Source organism: Brevundimonas sp. LM2 (assembly GCF_002002865.1).
Classification (GTDB): Bacteria; Pseudomonadota; Alphaproteobacteria; order Caulobacterales; family Caulobacteraceae; genus Brevundimonas.
Window position 1 is genome coordinate 2,099,675 of record NZ_CP019508.1, and the last position, 15,128, is coordinate 2,114,802.

Annotated in this window: 17 protein-coding genes; 3 read left to right on the top strand and 14 right to left on the bottom strand. The window is 69.0% G+C overall.

Translation table 11 applies throughout. The features are described from left to right. Window positions 1-68 precede the first annotated feature (68 nt). The 11 genes from BZG35_RS10325 to BZG35_RS10375 all read right to left on the bottom strand — a co-directional run bounded on the left by BZG35_RS10325 (window position 69) and on the right by BZG35_RS10375 (window position 9,222). Window positions 69-2,216: a sodium-translocating pyrophosphatase gene (locus BZG35_RS10325; RefSeq protein ID WP_077355573.1), complete on the bottom strand. Its 2,148-nt coding sequence runs from the start codon at window positions 2,214-2,216 to the stop codon at window positions 69-71. A gap of 175 nt (window positions 2,217-2,391) precedes the next feature. Further along, the gene (locus tag BZG35_RS10330; protein WP_077355574.1) at window positions 2,392-2,817 is read right to left on the bottom strand and encodes a hypothetical protein; all 426 of its coding nucleotides are present in this window, start codon (window positions 2,815-2,817) and stop codon (window positions 2,392-2,394) included. A gap of 36 nt (window positions 2,818-2,853) precedes the next feature. Further along, on the bottom strand, window positions 2,854-3,843 hold the full coding sequence (gene thiL, locus BZG35_RS10335; protein ID WP_077355575.1) for a thiamine-phosphate kinase: 990 nt from the start codon (window positions 3,841-3,843) through the stop codon (window positions 2,854-2,856). A gap of 4 nt (window positions 3,844-3,847) precedes the next feature. Next, window positions 3,848-4,378: a transcription antitermination factor NusB gene (gene nusB / locus BZG35_RS10340; RefSeq protein ID WP_077355576.1), complete on the bottom strand. Its 531-nt coding sequence runs from the start codon at window positions 4,376-4,378 to the stop codon at window positions 3,848-3,850. Beyond that, window positions 4,375-4,836 carry a 6,7-dimethyl-8-ribityllumazine synthase gene (ribH, locus tag BZG35_RS10345; protein ID WP_077355577.1) on the bottom strand — a complete coding sequence of 154 codons (462 nt, stop codon included), beginning with the start codon at window positions 4,834-4,836 and terminating at the stop codon, window positions 4,375-4,377. The genes nusB and ribH overlap by 4 nt, the downstream gene beginning before the upstream one ends. Beyond that, window positions 4,833-5,969, bottom strand: a complete 1,137-nt coding sequence (gene ribB / locus BZG35_RS10350; RefSeq protein ID WP_077355578.1) for a 3,4-dihydroxy-2-butanone-4-phosphate synthase — start codon at window positions 5,967-5,969, stop codon at window positions 4,833-4,835. Before ribB ends, ribH begins: the two co-directional genes overlap by 4 nt. Beyond that, a complete protein-coding gene (locus tag BZG35_RS10355; RefSeq protein WP_077355579.1) occupies window positions 5,966-6,556 on the bottom strand; it encodes a riboflavin synthase in 591 nt (196 codons plus the stop codon). The genes ribB and BZG35_RS10355 overlap by 4 nt, the downstream gene beginning before the upstream one ends. A gap of 3 nt (window positions 6,557-6,559) precedes the next feature. Continuing rightward, entirely contained in the window at window positions 6,560-7,192 is a 633-nt protein-coding gene (locus tag BZG35_RS10360; protein ID WP_077355580.1) for a RibD family protein, read from the bottom strand. After that, complete coding sequence (gene nrdR, locus BZG35_RS10365; RefSeq protein WP_077355581.1) at window positions 7,192-7,668, bottom strand: transcriptional regulator NrdR; 477 nt, start codon at window positions 7,666-7,668, stop codon at window positions 7,192-7,194. The genes BZG35_RS10360 and nrdR overlap by 1 nt, the downstream gene beginning before the upstream one ends. Before the next feature lie 8 nt (window positions 7,669-7,676). Continuing rightward, on the bottom strand, window positions 7,677-8,972 hold the full coding sequence (glyA, locus tag BZG35_RS10370; protein ID WP_150126131.1) for a serine hydroxymethyltransferase: 1,296 nt from the start codon (window positions 8,970-8,972) through the stop codon (window positions 7,677-7,679). A gap of 64 nt (window positions 8,973-9,036) precedes the next feature. Next, a complete protein-coding gene (locus BZG35_RS10375; RefSeq protein ID WP_253189146.1) occupies window positions 9,037-9,222 on the bottom strand; it encodes a hypothetical protein in 186 nt (61 codons plus the stop codon). 182 nt (window positions 9,223-9,404) lie between these two features. Between BZG35_RS10375 and BZG35_RS10380 the strand changes: the two genes are divergently transcribed. From BZG35_RS10380 to BZG35_RS10390, 3 genes are read left to right on the top strand one after another with little or no spacing between them, the layout of a single operon-like run. Then, window positions 9,405-10,097, top strand: a complete 693-nt coding sequence (locus BZG35_RS10380; protein ID WP_077355582.1) for a fumarylacetoacetate hydrolase family protein — start codon at window positions 9,405-9,407, stop codon at window positions 10,095-10,097. Between the two features lie 8 nt (window positions 10,098-10,105). Beyond that, window positions 10,106-10,735 (top strand): maleylacetoacetate isomerase, encoded by a 630-nt coding sequence (gene maiA, locus BZG35_RS10385; RefSeq protein WP_077355583.1) that lies wholly within the window; start codon window positions 10,106-10,108, stop codon window positions 10,733-10,735. Between the two features lie 9 nt (window positions 10,736-10,744). Then, window positions 10,745-11,968: an NAD(P)/FAD-dependent oxidoreductase gene (locus BZG35_RS10390; protein ID WP_077355584.1), complete on the top strand. Its 1,224-nt coding sequence runs from the start codon at window positions 10,745-10,747 to the stop codon at window positions 11,966-11,968. Between the two features lie 18 nt (window positions 11,969-11,986). On the opposite strand, the gene BZG35_RS10395 is transcribed toward BZG35_RS10390, so the two are convergent. The 3 genes from BZG35_RS10395 to tpiA all read right to left on the bottom strand — a co-directional run bounded on the left by BZG35_RS10395 (window position 11,987) and on the right by tpiA (window position 15,033). Then, a complete protein-coding gene (locus BZG35_RS10395) occupies window positions 11,987-13,636 on the bottom strand; it encodes a CTP synthase (RefSeq protein ID WP_077355585.1) in 1,650 nt (549 codons plus the stop codon). Between the two features lie 143 nt (window positions 13,637-13,779). Then, window positions 13,780-14,199 carry a preprotein translocase subunit SecG gene (gene secG / locus BZG35_RS10400; protein ID WP_077355586.1) on the bottom strand — a complete coding sequence of 140 codons (420 nt, stop codon included), beginning with the start codon at window positions 14,197-14,199 and terminating at the stop codon, window positions 13,780-13,782. A gap of 51 nt (window positions 14,200-14,250) precedes the next feature. After that, window positions 14,251-15,033, bottom strand: a complete 783-nt coding sequence (gene tpiA / locus BZG35_RS10405; RefSeq protein WP_077355587.1) for a triose-phosphate isomerase — start codon at window positions 15,031-15,033, stop codon at window positions 14,251-14,253. Window positions 15,034-15,128: the final 95 nt, after the last annotated feature.

A 15,128-nucleotide genomic window follows, 5' to 3' on the forward strand; every position in this document is an offset into this window, starting at 1 on the left:
CTCACCGCCCCCACCGGCTTCGCTGCGCTCAGCCCCCCCCTCCCCCCGAGGGGGAGGGGGAGCCGCCTTCAGCCGATTGTCCCGCTCGCCAGCACCGCCAGCAGCAGCAGGGCCACGATGTTGGTGATCTTGATCATCGGGTTCACCGCAGGGCCCGAGGTGTCCTTGTAGGAATCCCCGACGGTGTCGCCGGTCACGGCGGCCTTGTGGGCCTCGGAGCCCTTGCCGTGAACGACGCCGTTCTTGTCGGTGAAGCCCTCTTCGATCACCTTCTTGGCATTGTCCCAGGCCCCGCCGCCCGAGGTCATGGAAATGGCCACGAACAGGCCCGTCACGATCACCCCCATCAGCATGGCCCCCAGCGAGGCGAAGGCATTGGCCTTGTCCGAGATGAACAGGATGGCGCTGAACAGCACGATCGGCGACAGCACCGGCAGCAGACTGGGGACGATCATCTCGCGGATCGCCGCCCTGGTCAGGATGTCGACCGCGCGGCCGTACTCGGGCTTGACCTGATAGGTCATGATGCCCGGGTTCTCGCGGAACTGACGCCGGACCTCCGCGACCACGGCCTCGGCCGCGCGGCCGACCGCCATCATCGACATGCCGCCGAACAGGAAGGGCAGCAGCCCGCCGAACAGCAGGCCGACGACGACATAGGGGTTGGTCAGGTCGAAGGCGATCGGACCCATGTTGGCGAAGAAGGGGTAGTCGACCGGATTGGCGGCGAAATACTGCAGGTCCGACGTATAGGCGGCGAACAGGACCAGGGCCCCCAGGCCGGCGGAGCCGATGGCATAGCCCTTGGTCACCGCCTTGGTGGTGTTGCCCACGGCGTCCAGGGCGTCGGTGACGTGACGCACGTCGGCCGGCAGCCCCGCCATCTCGGCGATGCCCCCGGCGTTGTCGGTCACGGGTCCGAAGGCGTCCAGGGCCACGATCATCCCCGCCACGCCCAGCATGGTCGTGGTGGCGATGGCGATCCCGAACAGACCGGCCAGCTGGAAGCTGACGATGATGCCGACGATGATGGTCAGGGCCGGCAGGGCCGTCGACTCCAGAGACACGGCCAGACCCTGAATTACATTGGTGCCGTGGCCCGAGACCGAGGCATTGGCGACAGACCGAACGGGCCGGAAATTCGAGCCCGTGTAGTATTCCGTCACCACCACGATCGCGGCGGTCACCGCCAGTCCGACCAGGCCCGACCAGAACAGGCTCATCGGCTCGATCTGAAGGCCGCTGGTGGTCACGACCGGCCCGGTCACCAGGGTGTTGATCACCCAGTACACCGCCCCGATCGACAGGACGCCCGTGACGATCAGACCCTGATACAGGGCCCCCATGATGTTCTGGCTCTTGCCCAGACGCACGAAGAACGACCCGATGATCGAGGTCACGATACAGATGCCGCAGATGGCCAGCGGCAGCAGCATCATCACGTCGACATAGGGCTGGCCGCGGAAGAAGATGGCCGCCAGCACCATGGTGGCGACCGTGGTCACCGCATAGGTCTCGAACAGGTCGGCCGCCATGCCGGCGCAGTCGCCGACGTTGTCGCCGACGTTGTCGGCGATGGTGGCGGCGTTGCGGGGATCGTCCTCGGGGATGCCGGCCTCGACCTTGCCCACCATGTCGCCGCCGACGTCGGCCCCCTTGGTGAAGATACCCCCGCCCAGACGGGCGAAGATGGAAATCAGCGAGGCCCCGAAGCCGAGGGCCACAAGGCCGTCGATGACTTCGCGCCCCGTCGGCTCCAGACCCAGACCCTCGGTCAGCGCGCCGTAATAGCCCGCGACGCCCAGCAGGGCCCCGCCGGCCACGAACATGCCGGTGATGGCCCCGGATCGGAAAGCCAGGTCCAGACCCTTCGACAGGCTCTGAGACGCCGCATGGGCGGTCCGGACGTTAGCCCGGACCGAGATCAGCATGCCGGCGAACCCGGCCAGCCCTGACAGGACCGCCCCGATCACGAAGCCGGTCGCCGCATAGGGCCCGATCAGGAGCCAGGCGGCGATCAGGATAACCGCTCCGACCATGGCGATCGTTGTGTATTGCCGCCTCAGATAGGCGGAGGCGCCCTCCTGGATCGCGGCGGCGATCTCTCGCATCTTGTCGTTGCCGGTTTCGGCCTTCATCAGAGTGGCGGTCTGGGCGAGTCCATAGAGGACCCCCAGCGCACCGGCGGCTATCACCAGCCACAGAACATTGGTCATCGGCGTTTCCATACCTAAGGCATTAGGCGCACGGACCTTGGCGCGGTGGGCGTTTGCCGCCTCTGTCCGCCTTCCGGCTCCCCCGAGCGCGGTCTGGACGCATCAGCGCGCCCTTCGGGAATTGCCGGCAAACGGTGCCAAATGCGTCGGGAGGACGCAACCGGCCATTTCGGCGTCAGCCGTGGCGCATGCCCGTCCGTCGGCGTGGGGTCTGCAGGGTGACCGCGGCATGGGCGACCGCGCCGGGCCCGGAGATGCGGTTGCCCGCCCGCACCAGCATGGCGCCGATCGCGGCCGAATCGACCTGGGTCCAGTCGTTCTCCAGCACGAACGGCGTCAGATGCGCCGCCTTGACCAGGGCGTCGCGGTAATAGGGTTCCTTGGCCCGCAGGGTCTCGAGCGTCTGGCCGGCCCCCGGCGTCAACTGCACCGTGACGAAGACGTAGTTGCGAATGCGCCCGCCGACGATGATCGGAACGGCGACCCCGCCGATGTTCAGCGGCGCGACGCCGGCCGGCGCCTCTTCGGACGCCGAGGCGTCGCCGGCCGCAACCGCCGCGACGGCCAGGGTTCCAAGGGCGAAAAGATCTCTGCGCAGCATCCCGCGATCATGGGCGGAACCGATTAGGATTCCGTTTCAGTCGTGGGTCCAGCCCGGCCGGGCGATCGTAACGGCCTGTCCCCGATACCGGACGGCCACCCCCTCACCCGCGGTCACCTCACCAATCCGGGTCAGGCGCAGATGCAGGCGATCGGCCGCCTTTTTCAACCGGGCCTCGTCCTGCGGAAGCACGCTGAGAACGATCTCATAGTCGTCGCCCCCCGTGGCCAGGGTCTCGAGCGCGGTCTGGGCGTCGATCCGCGCGTCCAGCCAGCCATGGCCGGCGACCGACACCGGCGTCGCCGCCAGGTCCAGTTCGATCTTCACCCCGCTGGCCTCGGCCATATGCCCCAGGTCGGCGATCAGCCCGTCGGACACATCCAGCGCCGCACCGACCAGGCCGCGCACGGCCTGACCGAAGGCCACCCGGGGCACCGGCCGGCGGTAGTGCTCGGCCAGGGTCGCGACCCGTTCCGGCTCCAGCGTCAACCGTCCGCGCGCCGCCTCCAGCCCCAGCCAGCCGTCGCCAATCGTCCCGGTGACATAGACGGCGTGCCCGGGTCGGGCCCCCGCCCGCGACACCGCCTCTCCCTTCGGCACCCAGCCGAGCATGGTGGCCGAGAAGGAGGCCGGCCCCGGCGTCGCCACCGTGTCGCCGCCCAGCAGGGCGATGCCGAACATCGCCTGATCCGCCGCCAGCCCCGCCACGAAGGCCTCGCGTTCGGGCCAGCCGCAACGCGGCGACCAATGGCAGGCCAGCAGATAGCCGAACGGCTCGGCGCCCTTGGCCGCCAGGTCCGACAGGTTCACGCGCAGCAGCTTCTGCGCCACGGTGTCCAGCGGGTCCTCGGCCAGGAAATGCACGCCCTCGACCAGGGCGTCCTTGGTCAGGACCAGATCGAACCCGGGCCGCGACGGCAGCACCGCCACGTCGTCCATCAGTCCCCGGGCGTAGTCCGGGTGCGCCAGCGGAGCCAGCAGGGTGCGGATGGTCTCGAACTCGCCGGCGACATCGACGGCGGCCACGGGCTCAGGCCGCAGGCCGCACGTCGCGCGCGACCCCGTCCAGGGCGGCGTTGACGAACTTGGCTTCCGCCTCGTCGAAGAAGGCCTTGGCCAGCTCGACATATTCGTCGATCACGATTTCCTTGGGGACATCGGTCTTGTGCGCCAGCTCCCAGGCCCCGCAGCGCAGCAGGGCCCGCAGGGTCGCGTCCAGCCGTTCCATCCGCCAGTTGGAGGCCAGACGCGCCTTGACCGCAGCGTCGATGTCACGCTGGCTCTCGATCACGCCGCGCACCACGTCGGCGAAATAGGCTTCGTCCGCCTCGGCCAGCGGTTCGCCCTCGATGTCGCCGTCGAAGCGATGGTTCGAGAACTCGGTGATGACGGTCTCGACCCCCTCCCCCGCCAGTTCCATCTGATACAGGGCTTGGACGGCCGCCAAACGGGCGACCGTCCGCGCGCGACGCTGGCGGCTGGTCAGCTGCGGCTCGGCCTCGGCGCGTTCTTTCTCGGCCAGTTGGGCCAGGACGGCCTGGATGCTGTTGGGTTCGGTCATGACCCGAGCCCTAGGCGCAATCGCTTCTTCAAGGCAATCAGATCCAGACAGGCGCGCACCGCCCCGCCGCCCTTGTCGCCCTCGGACCGCCGCGCCCGGGCCCAGGCCTGGTCCTCGTCCTCGACCGTCAGAATGCCATTGCCGATGATCAGGCCCTTGATCCCCAAGGCCATGATCCCAGCCGCCGACTGGTCCGAGACGATCTCGAAATGATAGGTTTCGCCCCGGATCACGCAGCCCAGCGCCACATAGCCGTCGTAGCGCGGCGCGGTCGGATAACGCCCGGCCTCCTCGGCCAGGGCGATGGTCGGCGGGATTTCCAGCGCGCCGGGCACGGTGACCACGTCGAAGTCCACGCCTTGCGCCTGCAAGGCATCCTTCGCCCCGTCCAGCAGAGCGTCGGCCAGGTCGTCATAAAAGCGCGCCTCGACGACGAGGACGCGGGGGGGATCGCTCAGGATTGGTCTTCTCCGTCCATGTCACGCCAGCCGACGATGCGCAGGCCATAGCCCTCGATCGCCGCCGGTTCCGGTCGCGTGGAGCTCATGGCGATCATGTCGCGCACACCGAGATCCAGCAGTATCTGGGCCCCCACCCCATAGTTGCGCAGCGAGCGGTCGACCGCCGCGGGCTTGTCGGCGCCGGCCAGGCGTTCCGCCAGCCCCTGCAGGGCAGGGTCGCGCAGGAAGACCACCACGCCCGGGCCGTCGTGGGCCGTGATCGCCTGGAGCGCCCGAGGGATATAGCTCTGGCGGTCCTCGACGTGACCCAGCAGGTCGGCGGCGAAATCGACCTGGTGCATCCGCACCAGGGTCGGCTTGTCCGGCTCGATCCGGCCGTGGACCAGGGCGACGTGCTCGGCACCCTCGATGGTGTTCCGGTACAGCATCAGCCGGAACGGTCCGCCGTGCACGCTCTCGAACGGCTGGTCCATGACCCGCTCGACGAAGCGCTCGGTGCGGCGGCGATAGGCGATCAGGTCGGCGATGGTGCCGATCTTCAGCCCGTGCAGCTGGGCGAAGCCGATCAGGTCCGGAAGTCGCGCCATGGTCCCGTCGTCGTTCATGATCTCGCAGATCACGCCCGCCGGGGTCAGGCCGGCCATGCGGCTGATGTCCACGGCCGCCTCGGTGTGGCCGGTGCGGACCAGGACCCCGCCGTCGCGCGCCACCAGCGGGAAGACATGGCCCGGCGAGACGATGTCGTCGGCGGTCTTGGTCGGGTCGGACGCCACCTGGACGGTACGGGCCCGGTCGGCGGCGCTGATGCCCGTGGTCACCCCCTCGGCCGCCTCGATCGAGACGGTGAAGGCCGTGGCCATGCTTTCGCGGTTCTCGGCGGCCATCGGCGGCAGGCGCAGCTGGCGCGCGCGCTCGGACGTGATGGCCAGGCAGATCAGGCCCCGCGCGTGACGGGCCATGAAGTTGATCTGGTCGGGCGTGGCGAACTGGGCCGGGATGATGACGTCGCCCTCATTCTCTCGGTCCTCGGCGTCGACCAGGATATAGGGCCGGCCGTTGCGGGCATCCTCCAGGATGTCCTCGATGGGGCTTATGGGACTGTCGGTCGTACTGGCGGCCAGGTGCATCATGCCGTCTCCTGCCACCGCGCGAGGTATCGCGCCAGCATGTCGATCTCCAGATTGACCGGATCGCCGACCGACAGCCGCCCCAGGGTCGTGGCGTCCCAGGTGTGGGGGATGATGTTCAGGCCGAAGGTCTGCCCCTCGACGCTGTTCACCGTGAGGGACACGCCGTCGACCGTGATCGAGCCCTTGGCCGCGATGAAGCGATGCAGCGGCGCGGGGGCCTCGATGATCAGGCGATGCGACCCGCCCTCCGGCGTGATCTCGATCACCCGCCCCAGGCCGTCGACGTGACCCGAGACGATATGGCCGCCCAGTTCGTCGCCGACCCTGGTCGCCCGCTCCAGATTGATCGGCGTGCCCGCGGCCCAGGTCCCCAGGGTCGTCTTGTCCAGCGTCTCGCCCGAGACCTCGACCGCGAACCAGTGGTCGCCTTTTTCGACCACAGTCAGGCAGCAGCCCGCGTGGCTGATGGAGGCCCCCAGGTCGATGCCGGAGACATCCCAGGCCGTTTCGACCTCATAGCGCCGGTCGCGCACGGTCTGGGCGACCGCGCGAACCCGGCCGATATCGGTGATGATGCCTGTGAACATGGATCAGAGTCTTTCGTAGCGTTCCCACAGGTCGTCACCCAGGGGCTCCGCCGCAAGGCGTCGATACCGCGGCGCATGCGCCAGCCGCGCCAGGGCCAGGGCCGCGACGCCCGGGCGGCCGTCTCCACCCAGCAGGATGGGCGCGCGGAACCATTCGATCGCGTCGACCACCCCTGCCGTAACGAAACCGGCCGCCACCCGGCCACCCCCCTCGATCATCAGCGAGTCGATGCGGCGTTCGGCCAGGGTCGCCAGCACGGCCGCGACCGCCGGACGCCCACTGGCATCTCCGGTGACCCGCACCACCTCCGCCTCGCCGACCGGAACGGGCTCGCGCGTGGTCAGGATCAAGGTGCCGGCCGTGGCCAGGCGCGCGAAGGCCGGCGTGCGCAGCCGGCTGTCCAGCACCACGCGCAGCGGGTCGCGCCCGGACTCCCCGTCGGGCAGGCGCACCGTCAGCCGGGGATCGTCGGCCAGAACTGTCTCGACCCCCACCAGCACCGCGTCATGGGCCGCCCGCAGGCGGTGGCCCTGCTCGCGCGCCTGCGGGCCTGTGATCCACTGGCTCTCGCCCGTCGATGTGCCGATGCGCCCGTCCAGCGACGTGGCGACCTTCCAGGTGATCCGGGGTCTCATCAGCGGCCGGACGGTCCCTGATCGTCGTCCAGACCCTCGTCGCCCAGGAAGCGGGCGAAGTCGCCGGTCGCCCGGAAATCCTTGTAGACCGAGGCGTAGCGGACATAGGCGACCTCATCGACGCCCTTCAGCGCCTTCATGATGAAGTCTCCGACGACGCTGGAGGGGATCTCGGTCTCGCCCAGACTCTCCAGCTGGCGAACGATCCGGCTCACCATCTGCTCGACCTGCTCGGGCTGGATCGGCCGTTTGCGCAGGGCGATGGCCAGCGAGCGTTCCAGCTTGTCGCGGTCGAACGGCGTGCGCCGCCCGTTGCGCTTCAGGATGACCAGCTCGCGCAGCTGCACCCGCTCGAAGGTCGTGAAACGCCCGTTGCAGTTCGGACAGGACCGGCGACGCCGGATGGCCGCGCCGTCGTCCGACGGGCGGCTGTCCTTCACCTGACTGTCCATATTGCCGCAGAACGGGCATTTCATGCGAAGGCCTAGCCGTAGATCGGGAAGCGGCCGGTCAGTTCGCGCACCTTGCCGGCGACCTCGGCGATGACGGCCGGATCGGCCTCGTCGCCGCCGTTCATCGAGGTCACCACATCGGCGATCCAGTGGCCGACCGACTGGAACTCGGCGACGCCGAAGCCCCGCGTGGTGCCCGCCGGGGTCCCCAGACGCACGCCCGAGGTGATGGTGAAGGGGGCGGTGTCGAACGGCACGCCGTTCTTGTTGCAGGTCATCAGGGCGTGCTCGAGCTGAAGCTCGGTCGCCTTGCCGGTCACGCCCTTGGGTCGCAGGTCCACCAGCATCAGATGGCTGTCGGTACCGCCGGAGACGATGGCCAGACCCCGCTCGACCAGCACGGCCGCCAGGGCTTGGGCGTTCAGCACCACCTGTTTGGCATAGGCCTTGAACTCGGGCTTCAGCGCCTCGCCGAAGGCCACGGCCTTGGCGGCGATCACATGCTCCAGCGGTCCGCCCTGCAGACCGGGGAAGACGGCGGAGTTGAACTTCTTGCCCAGTTCGGCGTCGTTGGACAGGATCAGCCCGCCGCGCGGCCCGCGGAGCGTCTTGTGCGTCGTCGTCGTCACGACGTGGGCGTGGGGCACCGGGTTCGGATAGACGCCGCCCGCCACGAGACCCGCATAGTGGGCCATGTCGACCATCAGATAGGCCCCGACGCTGTCGGCGATCTCGCGGAAGCGGGCGAAGTCGATGTGGCGGCTATAGGCGCTGGCCCCGGCCACGATCAGCTTGGGCTTCTCCTTCAGCGCCATCTCGGCCACGTGGTCGTAGTCGATCAGGTGCGTGTCCTCGGTCACCTGATAGGTCACCGGCCGGAACCACTTGCCGGACTGGTTGGCCGGGCTGCCGTGCGTCAGGTGTCCGCCGGCCGCCAGATCCATGCCGAGGAAGGTGTCGCCGGGCTGCAGCAGGGCCAGGAAGACCGCCTGGTTGGCCTGGGCCCCCGAGTGCGGCTGGACGTTGGCGAAGGCCGCGCCGAAAAGTTCCTTGGCCCGCTCGCGCGCCAGGTCCTCGGTCACGTCGACATACTCGCAGCCGCCGTAGTAACGACGCCCCGGATAGCCCTCGGCGTATTTGTTGGTCAGCACCGACCCCTGCGCCTCCAGCACCGCCTTCGAGACGATGTTTTCCGAGGCGATCAGCTCGATCTGTTCCTGCTGACGGTGCAGCTCTCCGGTGATGGCGGCGAACACGTCCGGGTCGGTCTGGGCCAGACCGCGCGAAAAATAGGCGTCATGGATGAAATGGGCGGTCACGGGCGGCATCCGGGGCTGGCGGAACGGGAGGCGCACTTCTAGTCCCAGCCGGCGTTAGCCACAACATCTTGTGTCAGGACGTGGCGATCAGACGCCGAAGCTTGGCCACGGCCAGCCGTTCCACGGCCTTGGGTTCGGCCGCCGGCCCAACCGCCGTCGCCTCGGTTCCGGTCGCCACATGCACGGCCGTGACCTTCAGATACAGGCCGTTGCGCACCGACTCCACGATGACCTCCCCCAGGTCGGCCGTCACAGCCACGCACCGGACTGGGCCGAGCGCGCGGGAGGCGTCGCTGTCAAATCATTCCGCCTGGGCCCCAGCATCGTCTCCCGCTCATCGCTGCACAGCCCCAGGATGGATGTGGCACCGTCCGGCATCAAGCGTCTATACAGCACCGGCCGTGTGCAGGATCGGGCGCGGTGCTGATGGGAGAAACGCGAATGACCCTGACCTTCGAACCGGCCCCGCCCGTCCTGGCTGCGACAACGACCGGCGACCACTTTCCCGTCCGTCGTCTGTTTTGCATCGGCCGCAACTATGCCGCCCATGCCCGCGAGATGGGCAATGACCCGGATCGCGAGCCACCCTTCTTCTTCACCGCCTGGGCCGAGGCCGTGGTGCCGGACGGCCGCGTCATCGCCTATCCCCAGGCCACCGCCGACTATCACTACGAGGCCGAGCTGGTCGTCGCCATCGGCGCTTCGGGGCGCAATGTAACGGCCGAACAGGCACCGGCGATGATCTACGGCTATGCCGTCGGCCTCGACATGACCCGCCGCGATGTCCAGGCCGAGGCCAAAGACGCCGGCCGGCCGTGGGACGCGGCCAAGAACGTCGAACAGTCCAAACCTCTGGGTCCGATCCATCCGAAGGCCGACCTCGATCCATCAACGGGCACCATCGCCCTGACCGTCAACGGCGCGCCCCGCCAGACCGGCGAACTGTCAGACATGATCTGGTCGGTGCCCGAGGTCATCGCCCATCTGTCCACCTTCTACCGGCTGCAGCCGGGCGATCTGATCTACACCGGCACCCCGGCCGGGGTCGGCCCGGTGGTCGAGGGCGACGTCATCGTCGCCACGATCGACGGGCTCGGGGCCCTAACCGTCACCGTCGGCCCGCCCGCGCTCTGAGACACGGCATGATCCTGCACGGCTATTTCCGCTCTTCCGCCGCCTGGCGGGTCCGTATCGCGCTGCATCTGAAGGGCCTGACGGTCGAACATCGCTATCAGCACTTGCGCAAGGGCGAGCAGCTGTCGCCCGGCTATCTGGCGCTCAATCCGCAGGGCCTGCTGCCCAGCCTGGTCCTCGACGACGGCACCGTCCTGACCCAGAGCCTGGCCATCTGCGAATATCTGGACGAGGTCCGTCTCGAGCCGCCGCTGCTGCCCGGCGATCCCGTCTCCCGCGCCCGGGTCCGGGCCTTCGCCCAGGCCATCGCCTGCGACATCCACCCGGTGCAGAACCTGCGGGTGCTGAAGGCCCTGCAGGCGCGCGGCCAGACGGCCGAAGACACCCAGACCTGGGCGGCCGAGGTCATCGCCCGCGGCTTCGACGCCCTGGAGGCGCTCGCCACCGATCGCACTGGCCCCTTCGCCTTTGGTGATCGGCCCTCGCTGGCCGATGTCTTCCTGGTGCCCCAGATGGCCAATGCCCGGCGCTTCGGCGTGGACCTGCGTTGGCCCCGGCTGAACGCGATCGAGGCGGCGTGCCTGGACCTGTCCGCCTTCGCCGAGACCCATCCGGACCGCCAGCCCGATGCGGAATAGGGGCGCGTCATGAAGGTGGTGATCATCGGCGCGGGTCATGCCGGCGGGTCTGCCGCCGCCCTGCTGCGGGTCTCGGGCTTCGAGGGCGAAATCGTCCTGATCGGCGACGAACCGGTGCCCCCCTATCAGCGCCCGCCCCTGTCCAAGGCCTGGCTGAAGGGCGAGACGGACCTCGAGGGCCTGCTGCTGCGCCCCCTCGAATACTATGCCGACCACGCCATCGACCTGCGCACCGGCGTGACGGCGACCGCGCTGGATCCGGCCGGCCGCACCGTCAGCCTGTCGGACGGTGCCGTCGAGACCTATGACGCCCTGATCCTGGCCACCGGATCGACCGGCCGCCGACTGCCGATCCCCGGCGCGGACCGGCCCGATCTGATCGAACTGCGCACCATGGCCGACGCCGAACGGCTGAAGGCCCGGCTCGGGCCCGACCGGAGGCTGGTCATCGTCGGCGGCGGCTACGTGGGTCTGGAGGCGGCGGCCTCCGCCCGCGCCCTGGGGGCCGAGGTGGTCCTGCTGGAACGGCTGGATCGGGTGCTCAAACGGGTCGCCTCCGAGCCCCTCTCGACCTATTTCACCGCGCGCCATCGGGCCGAGGGCGTCGATATCCGCCTGGATGTCGAGGTGGCGGCCTTCGAGGACGACGGTGTCCGGCTGGCGGACGGGACCCTCGTCCCGGCCGATGTGATCCTCGTCGGCGTCGGTGCCCTGGCCAACGACGGTCTGGCCCGCGCGGCAGGGCTGGTCTGCGATGACGCGGGCTCCGGCGGGATCATCGTCGATGAATCGGCCCGCACCTCGGACCCGGCCATCTTCGCCATCGGCGACGTGACCGTGCGCCCGATCCCGGTCCACGGTTGCACCCTGCGGCTGGAGAGCGTGCCCAATGCCCTGGAGCAGGCCCGTCAGGCCGCCCATGCCATCGTTGGGCGCGCCCAGTCGGCGCCGGAAGTGCCCTGGTTCTGGTCGGACCAGTACGACGTGAAGCTGCAGATCGCGGGCCTGCCGCTGGAGGGCGACCGCACTCTGGTTCGCGGCGACCCCGCTGAAGGCCGCTTCGCCGTGTTCCATCTCGCCGGGGATCGCATCGTCTGTGTCGAGGCCGTCAACGCCCCGCCCGAGTTCATGGCCGGCAAGCAGCTGATCCAGAAGCGGACACGGGTCGATGTCGGCAAGCTGGCGAATACGGCCGTCTCGATGAAGGCCGTGGCGGCCGACGTCGCCGCCTAGATCGGCCGCCGAAAGGCGTCAGACCAGCCGGCTCTGCACCATCGCCGCCTCGATGAAGCTGGCGAACAGGGGGTGGGGCTTGAACGGCCGGCTCTTCAGCTCGGGGTGATACTGGACGCCGATGAACCAGGGGTGGTCGATGCGCTCGACCGTCTCGGGCAGGACGCCGTCGGGCGACAGGCCGGCGAACCTCAGGCCCTTGGCCTCGATCGCGTCGCGGTAGTTGATGTTGACCTCGTAGCGGTGACGATGCCGCTCGCTGATCGCCGTGGTGCCGTAGATCTCGGCGATCCGGGACCCCGGCGACAGGGTCGAGTCATAGGCCCCCAGCCGCATCGTCCCGCCCAGGTCGCCGCCCTGGGTCCGAAGCACCCGCTGGTTGCCCTGGGTCCATTCCGTCATCAGCCCGACGACGGGCTCGTCGGTCGGGCCGAACTCGGTGGAGGAGGCCTTGGCCAGCCCCGCCTGGTTCCGCGCCGCCTCGATCACCGCCATCTGCATGCCGAAACAGATGCCGAAATAGGGGATGTTGCGCTCGCGGGCGAAGCGCGCCGCCTCGATCTTGCCCTCGGCGCCACGCTCGCCGAAGCCGCCGGGCACCAGCACCGCGTGGGCGTCCTGCAGCCGCTGTTCGCACAGCTCGCGGTCGCCCTCGAAGGTGTCGGCCTCGACCCAGTCGATGTTGACCTTGACGTTGTTTGCCACCCCGCCGTGATGCAGGGCCTCGATCAGAGATTTGTAGGCGTCCTTCAGGACCGTGTATTTTCCGACCACGGCCACGGTCACCTCGCCGTCCGGCTGCAGCCGGCGGCGGGCGATCTCCTGCCACATCGACAGGTCGGGGGCCGGCGCGTCGGTGATCCCGAAATGGGCCAGGACCTCGGCGTCCAGCCCCTGCTCATGATAGTCGAGCGGCACGGCATAGATGTCGGCCGAATCCATCGCCTGGATCACGCCGCTCTCGCGCACATTGCAGAACAGGCCGATCTTGCGCTTCTCCTCGGGCGGGATCGGGAATTCGCAGCGGCACAGCAGGATGTCGGGCTGGATGCCGATGGAGCGCAGCTCCTTGACTGAGTGCTGCGTCGGCTTGGTCTTCATCTCGCCGGCCGTCTTGATGAAGGGCAGCAGGGTCAGGTGGACGAAGCAGCTCTGGCCGCGTTCCAGATCCTGGCCCAGCTGACGGATCGCCTCGAAGAAGGGCAGGCCCTCGATGTCGCCGACCGTGCCGCCGATCTCGACCAGAACGAAATCGACGTCCTCGCCGTCGTCGGTCAGGGCGGGCGTCAGGCAGAAGGACTTGATCTGGTCGGTGACGTGCGGAATCACCTGAACCGTCGCGCCCAGATAGTCGCCGCGGCGTTCCTTCTCGATGATGGTCGAATAGATCCGGCCGGTGGTGATGTTGTCGGACTTGGCCGCCGACACGCCGGTGAACCGCTCGTAGTGGCCGAGGTCCAGATCCGTCTCGGCCCCGTCGTCGGTCACGAAGACCTCGCCGTGCTGATAGGGGCTCATCGTGCCGGGGTCGACGTTCAGATAGGGGTCGAGCTTGCGCAGACGGACCTTGTAGCCCCGCGCCTGCAGCAGCGCGCCCAGGGCCGCCGACGCCAGCCCCTTGCCCAGCGAGGAAACCACGCCACCCGTGATGAAGACATATCTAGCCACGGGGCATCACCTTAGCGCCGATTCGGCGCTTGTTCGGATCGTTCGACGATCCCTCTGTTGATAACACGCGTCCGCCCGCGCCAATGGCGGGAGCGGGAAGCGAGGGCGGGGTGGAAGCGGCGGAGGGACCCCCGCCGTCATCCTCAGTTGGCCGGGGCTTGAGCCGGGGCGGGAGCCGCGCCCGCCGTCGGCAGGCTGGCTTCCAGGTCGTCCAGCGACGGCGCGGCGGGCTGGGCCGGCACCGCCGGATCGGCCGCGGGGGCCGTCGTCGTGGCGGGCGCGCCGTCCAGAGCGATGGACCCCACCGCGTCGGCATCCACGACCGACCGGTTCGATCGTTCGATATTGCCGACGATGGTCAGGCTGATGGCGCAGATCACGAAGCCGGCTCCCAGCCACCAGGTCGTCGTGGTCAACAGGTTGCCCGCACCGCGCGCGGTCATGAAGCCCGAAGGCCCGCCGCCCATGCCGAGCGCCCCGCCCTCGGAGCGCTGCAGCAGGATCACGCCGGTCAGGGCCAGCGAGATCAGGATCATGACGACGAGGAGAATGGTCTGGAGCATGGTCGCTTACATGTGTGGCGGGGCGGTCCGCCGATCAAGCGGCGGCGTCTATCATCCTTGAGCGTCAGCGGCAACGCGCGCCGGCTCGGCCGCCCGGACGATGGCCAGGAAACTGGCGGCCTTCAGCGAGGCGCCCCCGACCAGGGCCCCACCGACCTCCGCCACCTGCAGGATTTCGCCGGCATTCGCCGGGGTGACCGAGCCGCCATACAAGATTGGCACGCGGGTCCCGGCCGGTCCCAGCCGCTGAACCAGAGCCGAGCGAATCGCTTCGTGCACCTCGGCGATCTGCGCCACGGTCGGCGTCAGGCCCGTGCCGATGGCCCAGACCGGCTCATAGGCCACCGCGAAGGCGTGGCTGGCGGCGGCGTCCGGCAGCGAACCCAGCACCTGGGCGGTGACCAGGGGCACGGCCTGACCCGTCTCGCGCTGGGTCAGGGTTTCGCCCACACAGACGATCGGCTCCAGCCCGGCGGCCACGGCGGTCTCGAACTTGGCGGCCACCAGGGAATCGGTCTCGCCCAGACCCTGACGGCGTTCCGAATGGCCCAGAATGACGAGCCGGGCACCGGCGTCGACCAGCATGGCGGCGGAGATCGATCCGGTGAAGGCTCCCTTGGGCTCGGCATGACAGTCCTGTCCGCCGATCTCGACCCCTTGCCCCTTCAGCGCCCAGGCCATCTGCGCGACCAGGGTCGCAGCCGGGCACAGGGCGACGCGACAGGACGCCGGCGCGTCGGACAGGGATTCGGTCAGGGCGCGCGCCTCGCCGAGGTCGGCCGTCAGGCCGTTCATCTTCCAATTGCCGACGATCATCTTCACGGATTGTTTCATGCGACCCTGTCTAGGCAGCGTCTGGCGCGGTGCCAAGCCCAACGCTTGCGGGAGCCGGCGGCTTGCAGCCGATGGGTCCCCTCCCCTATACGCCC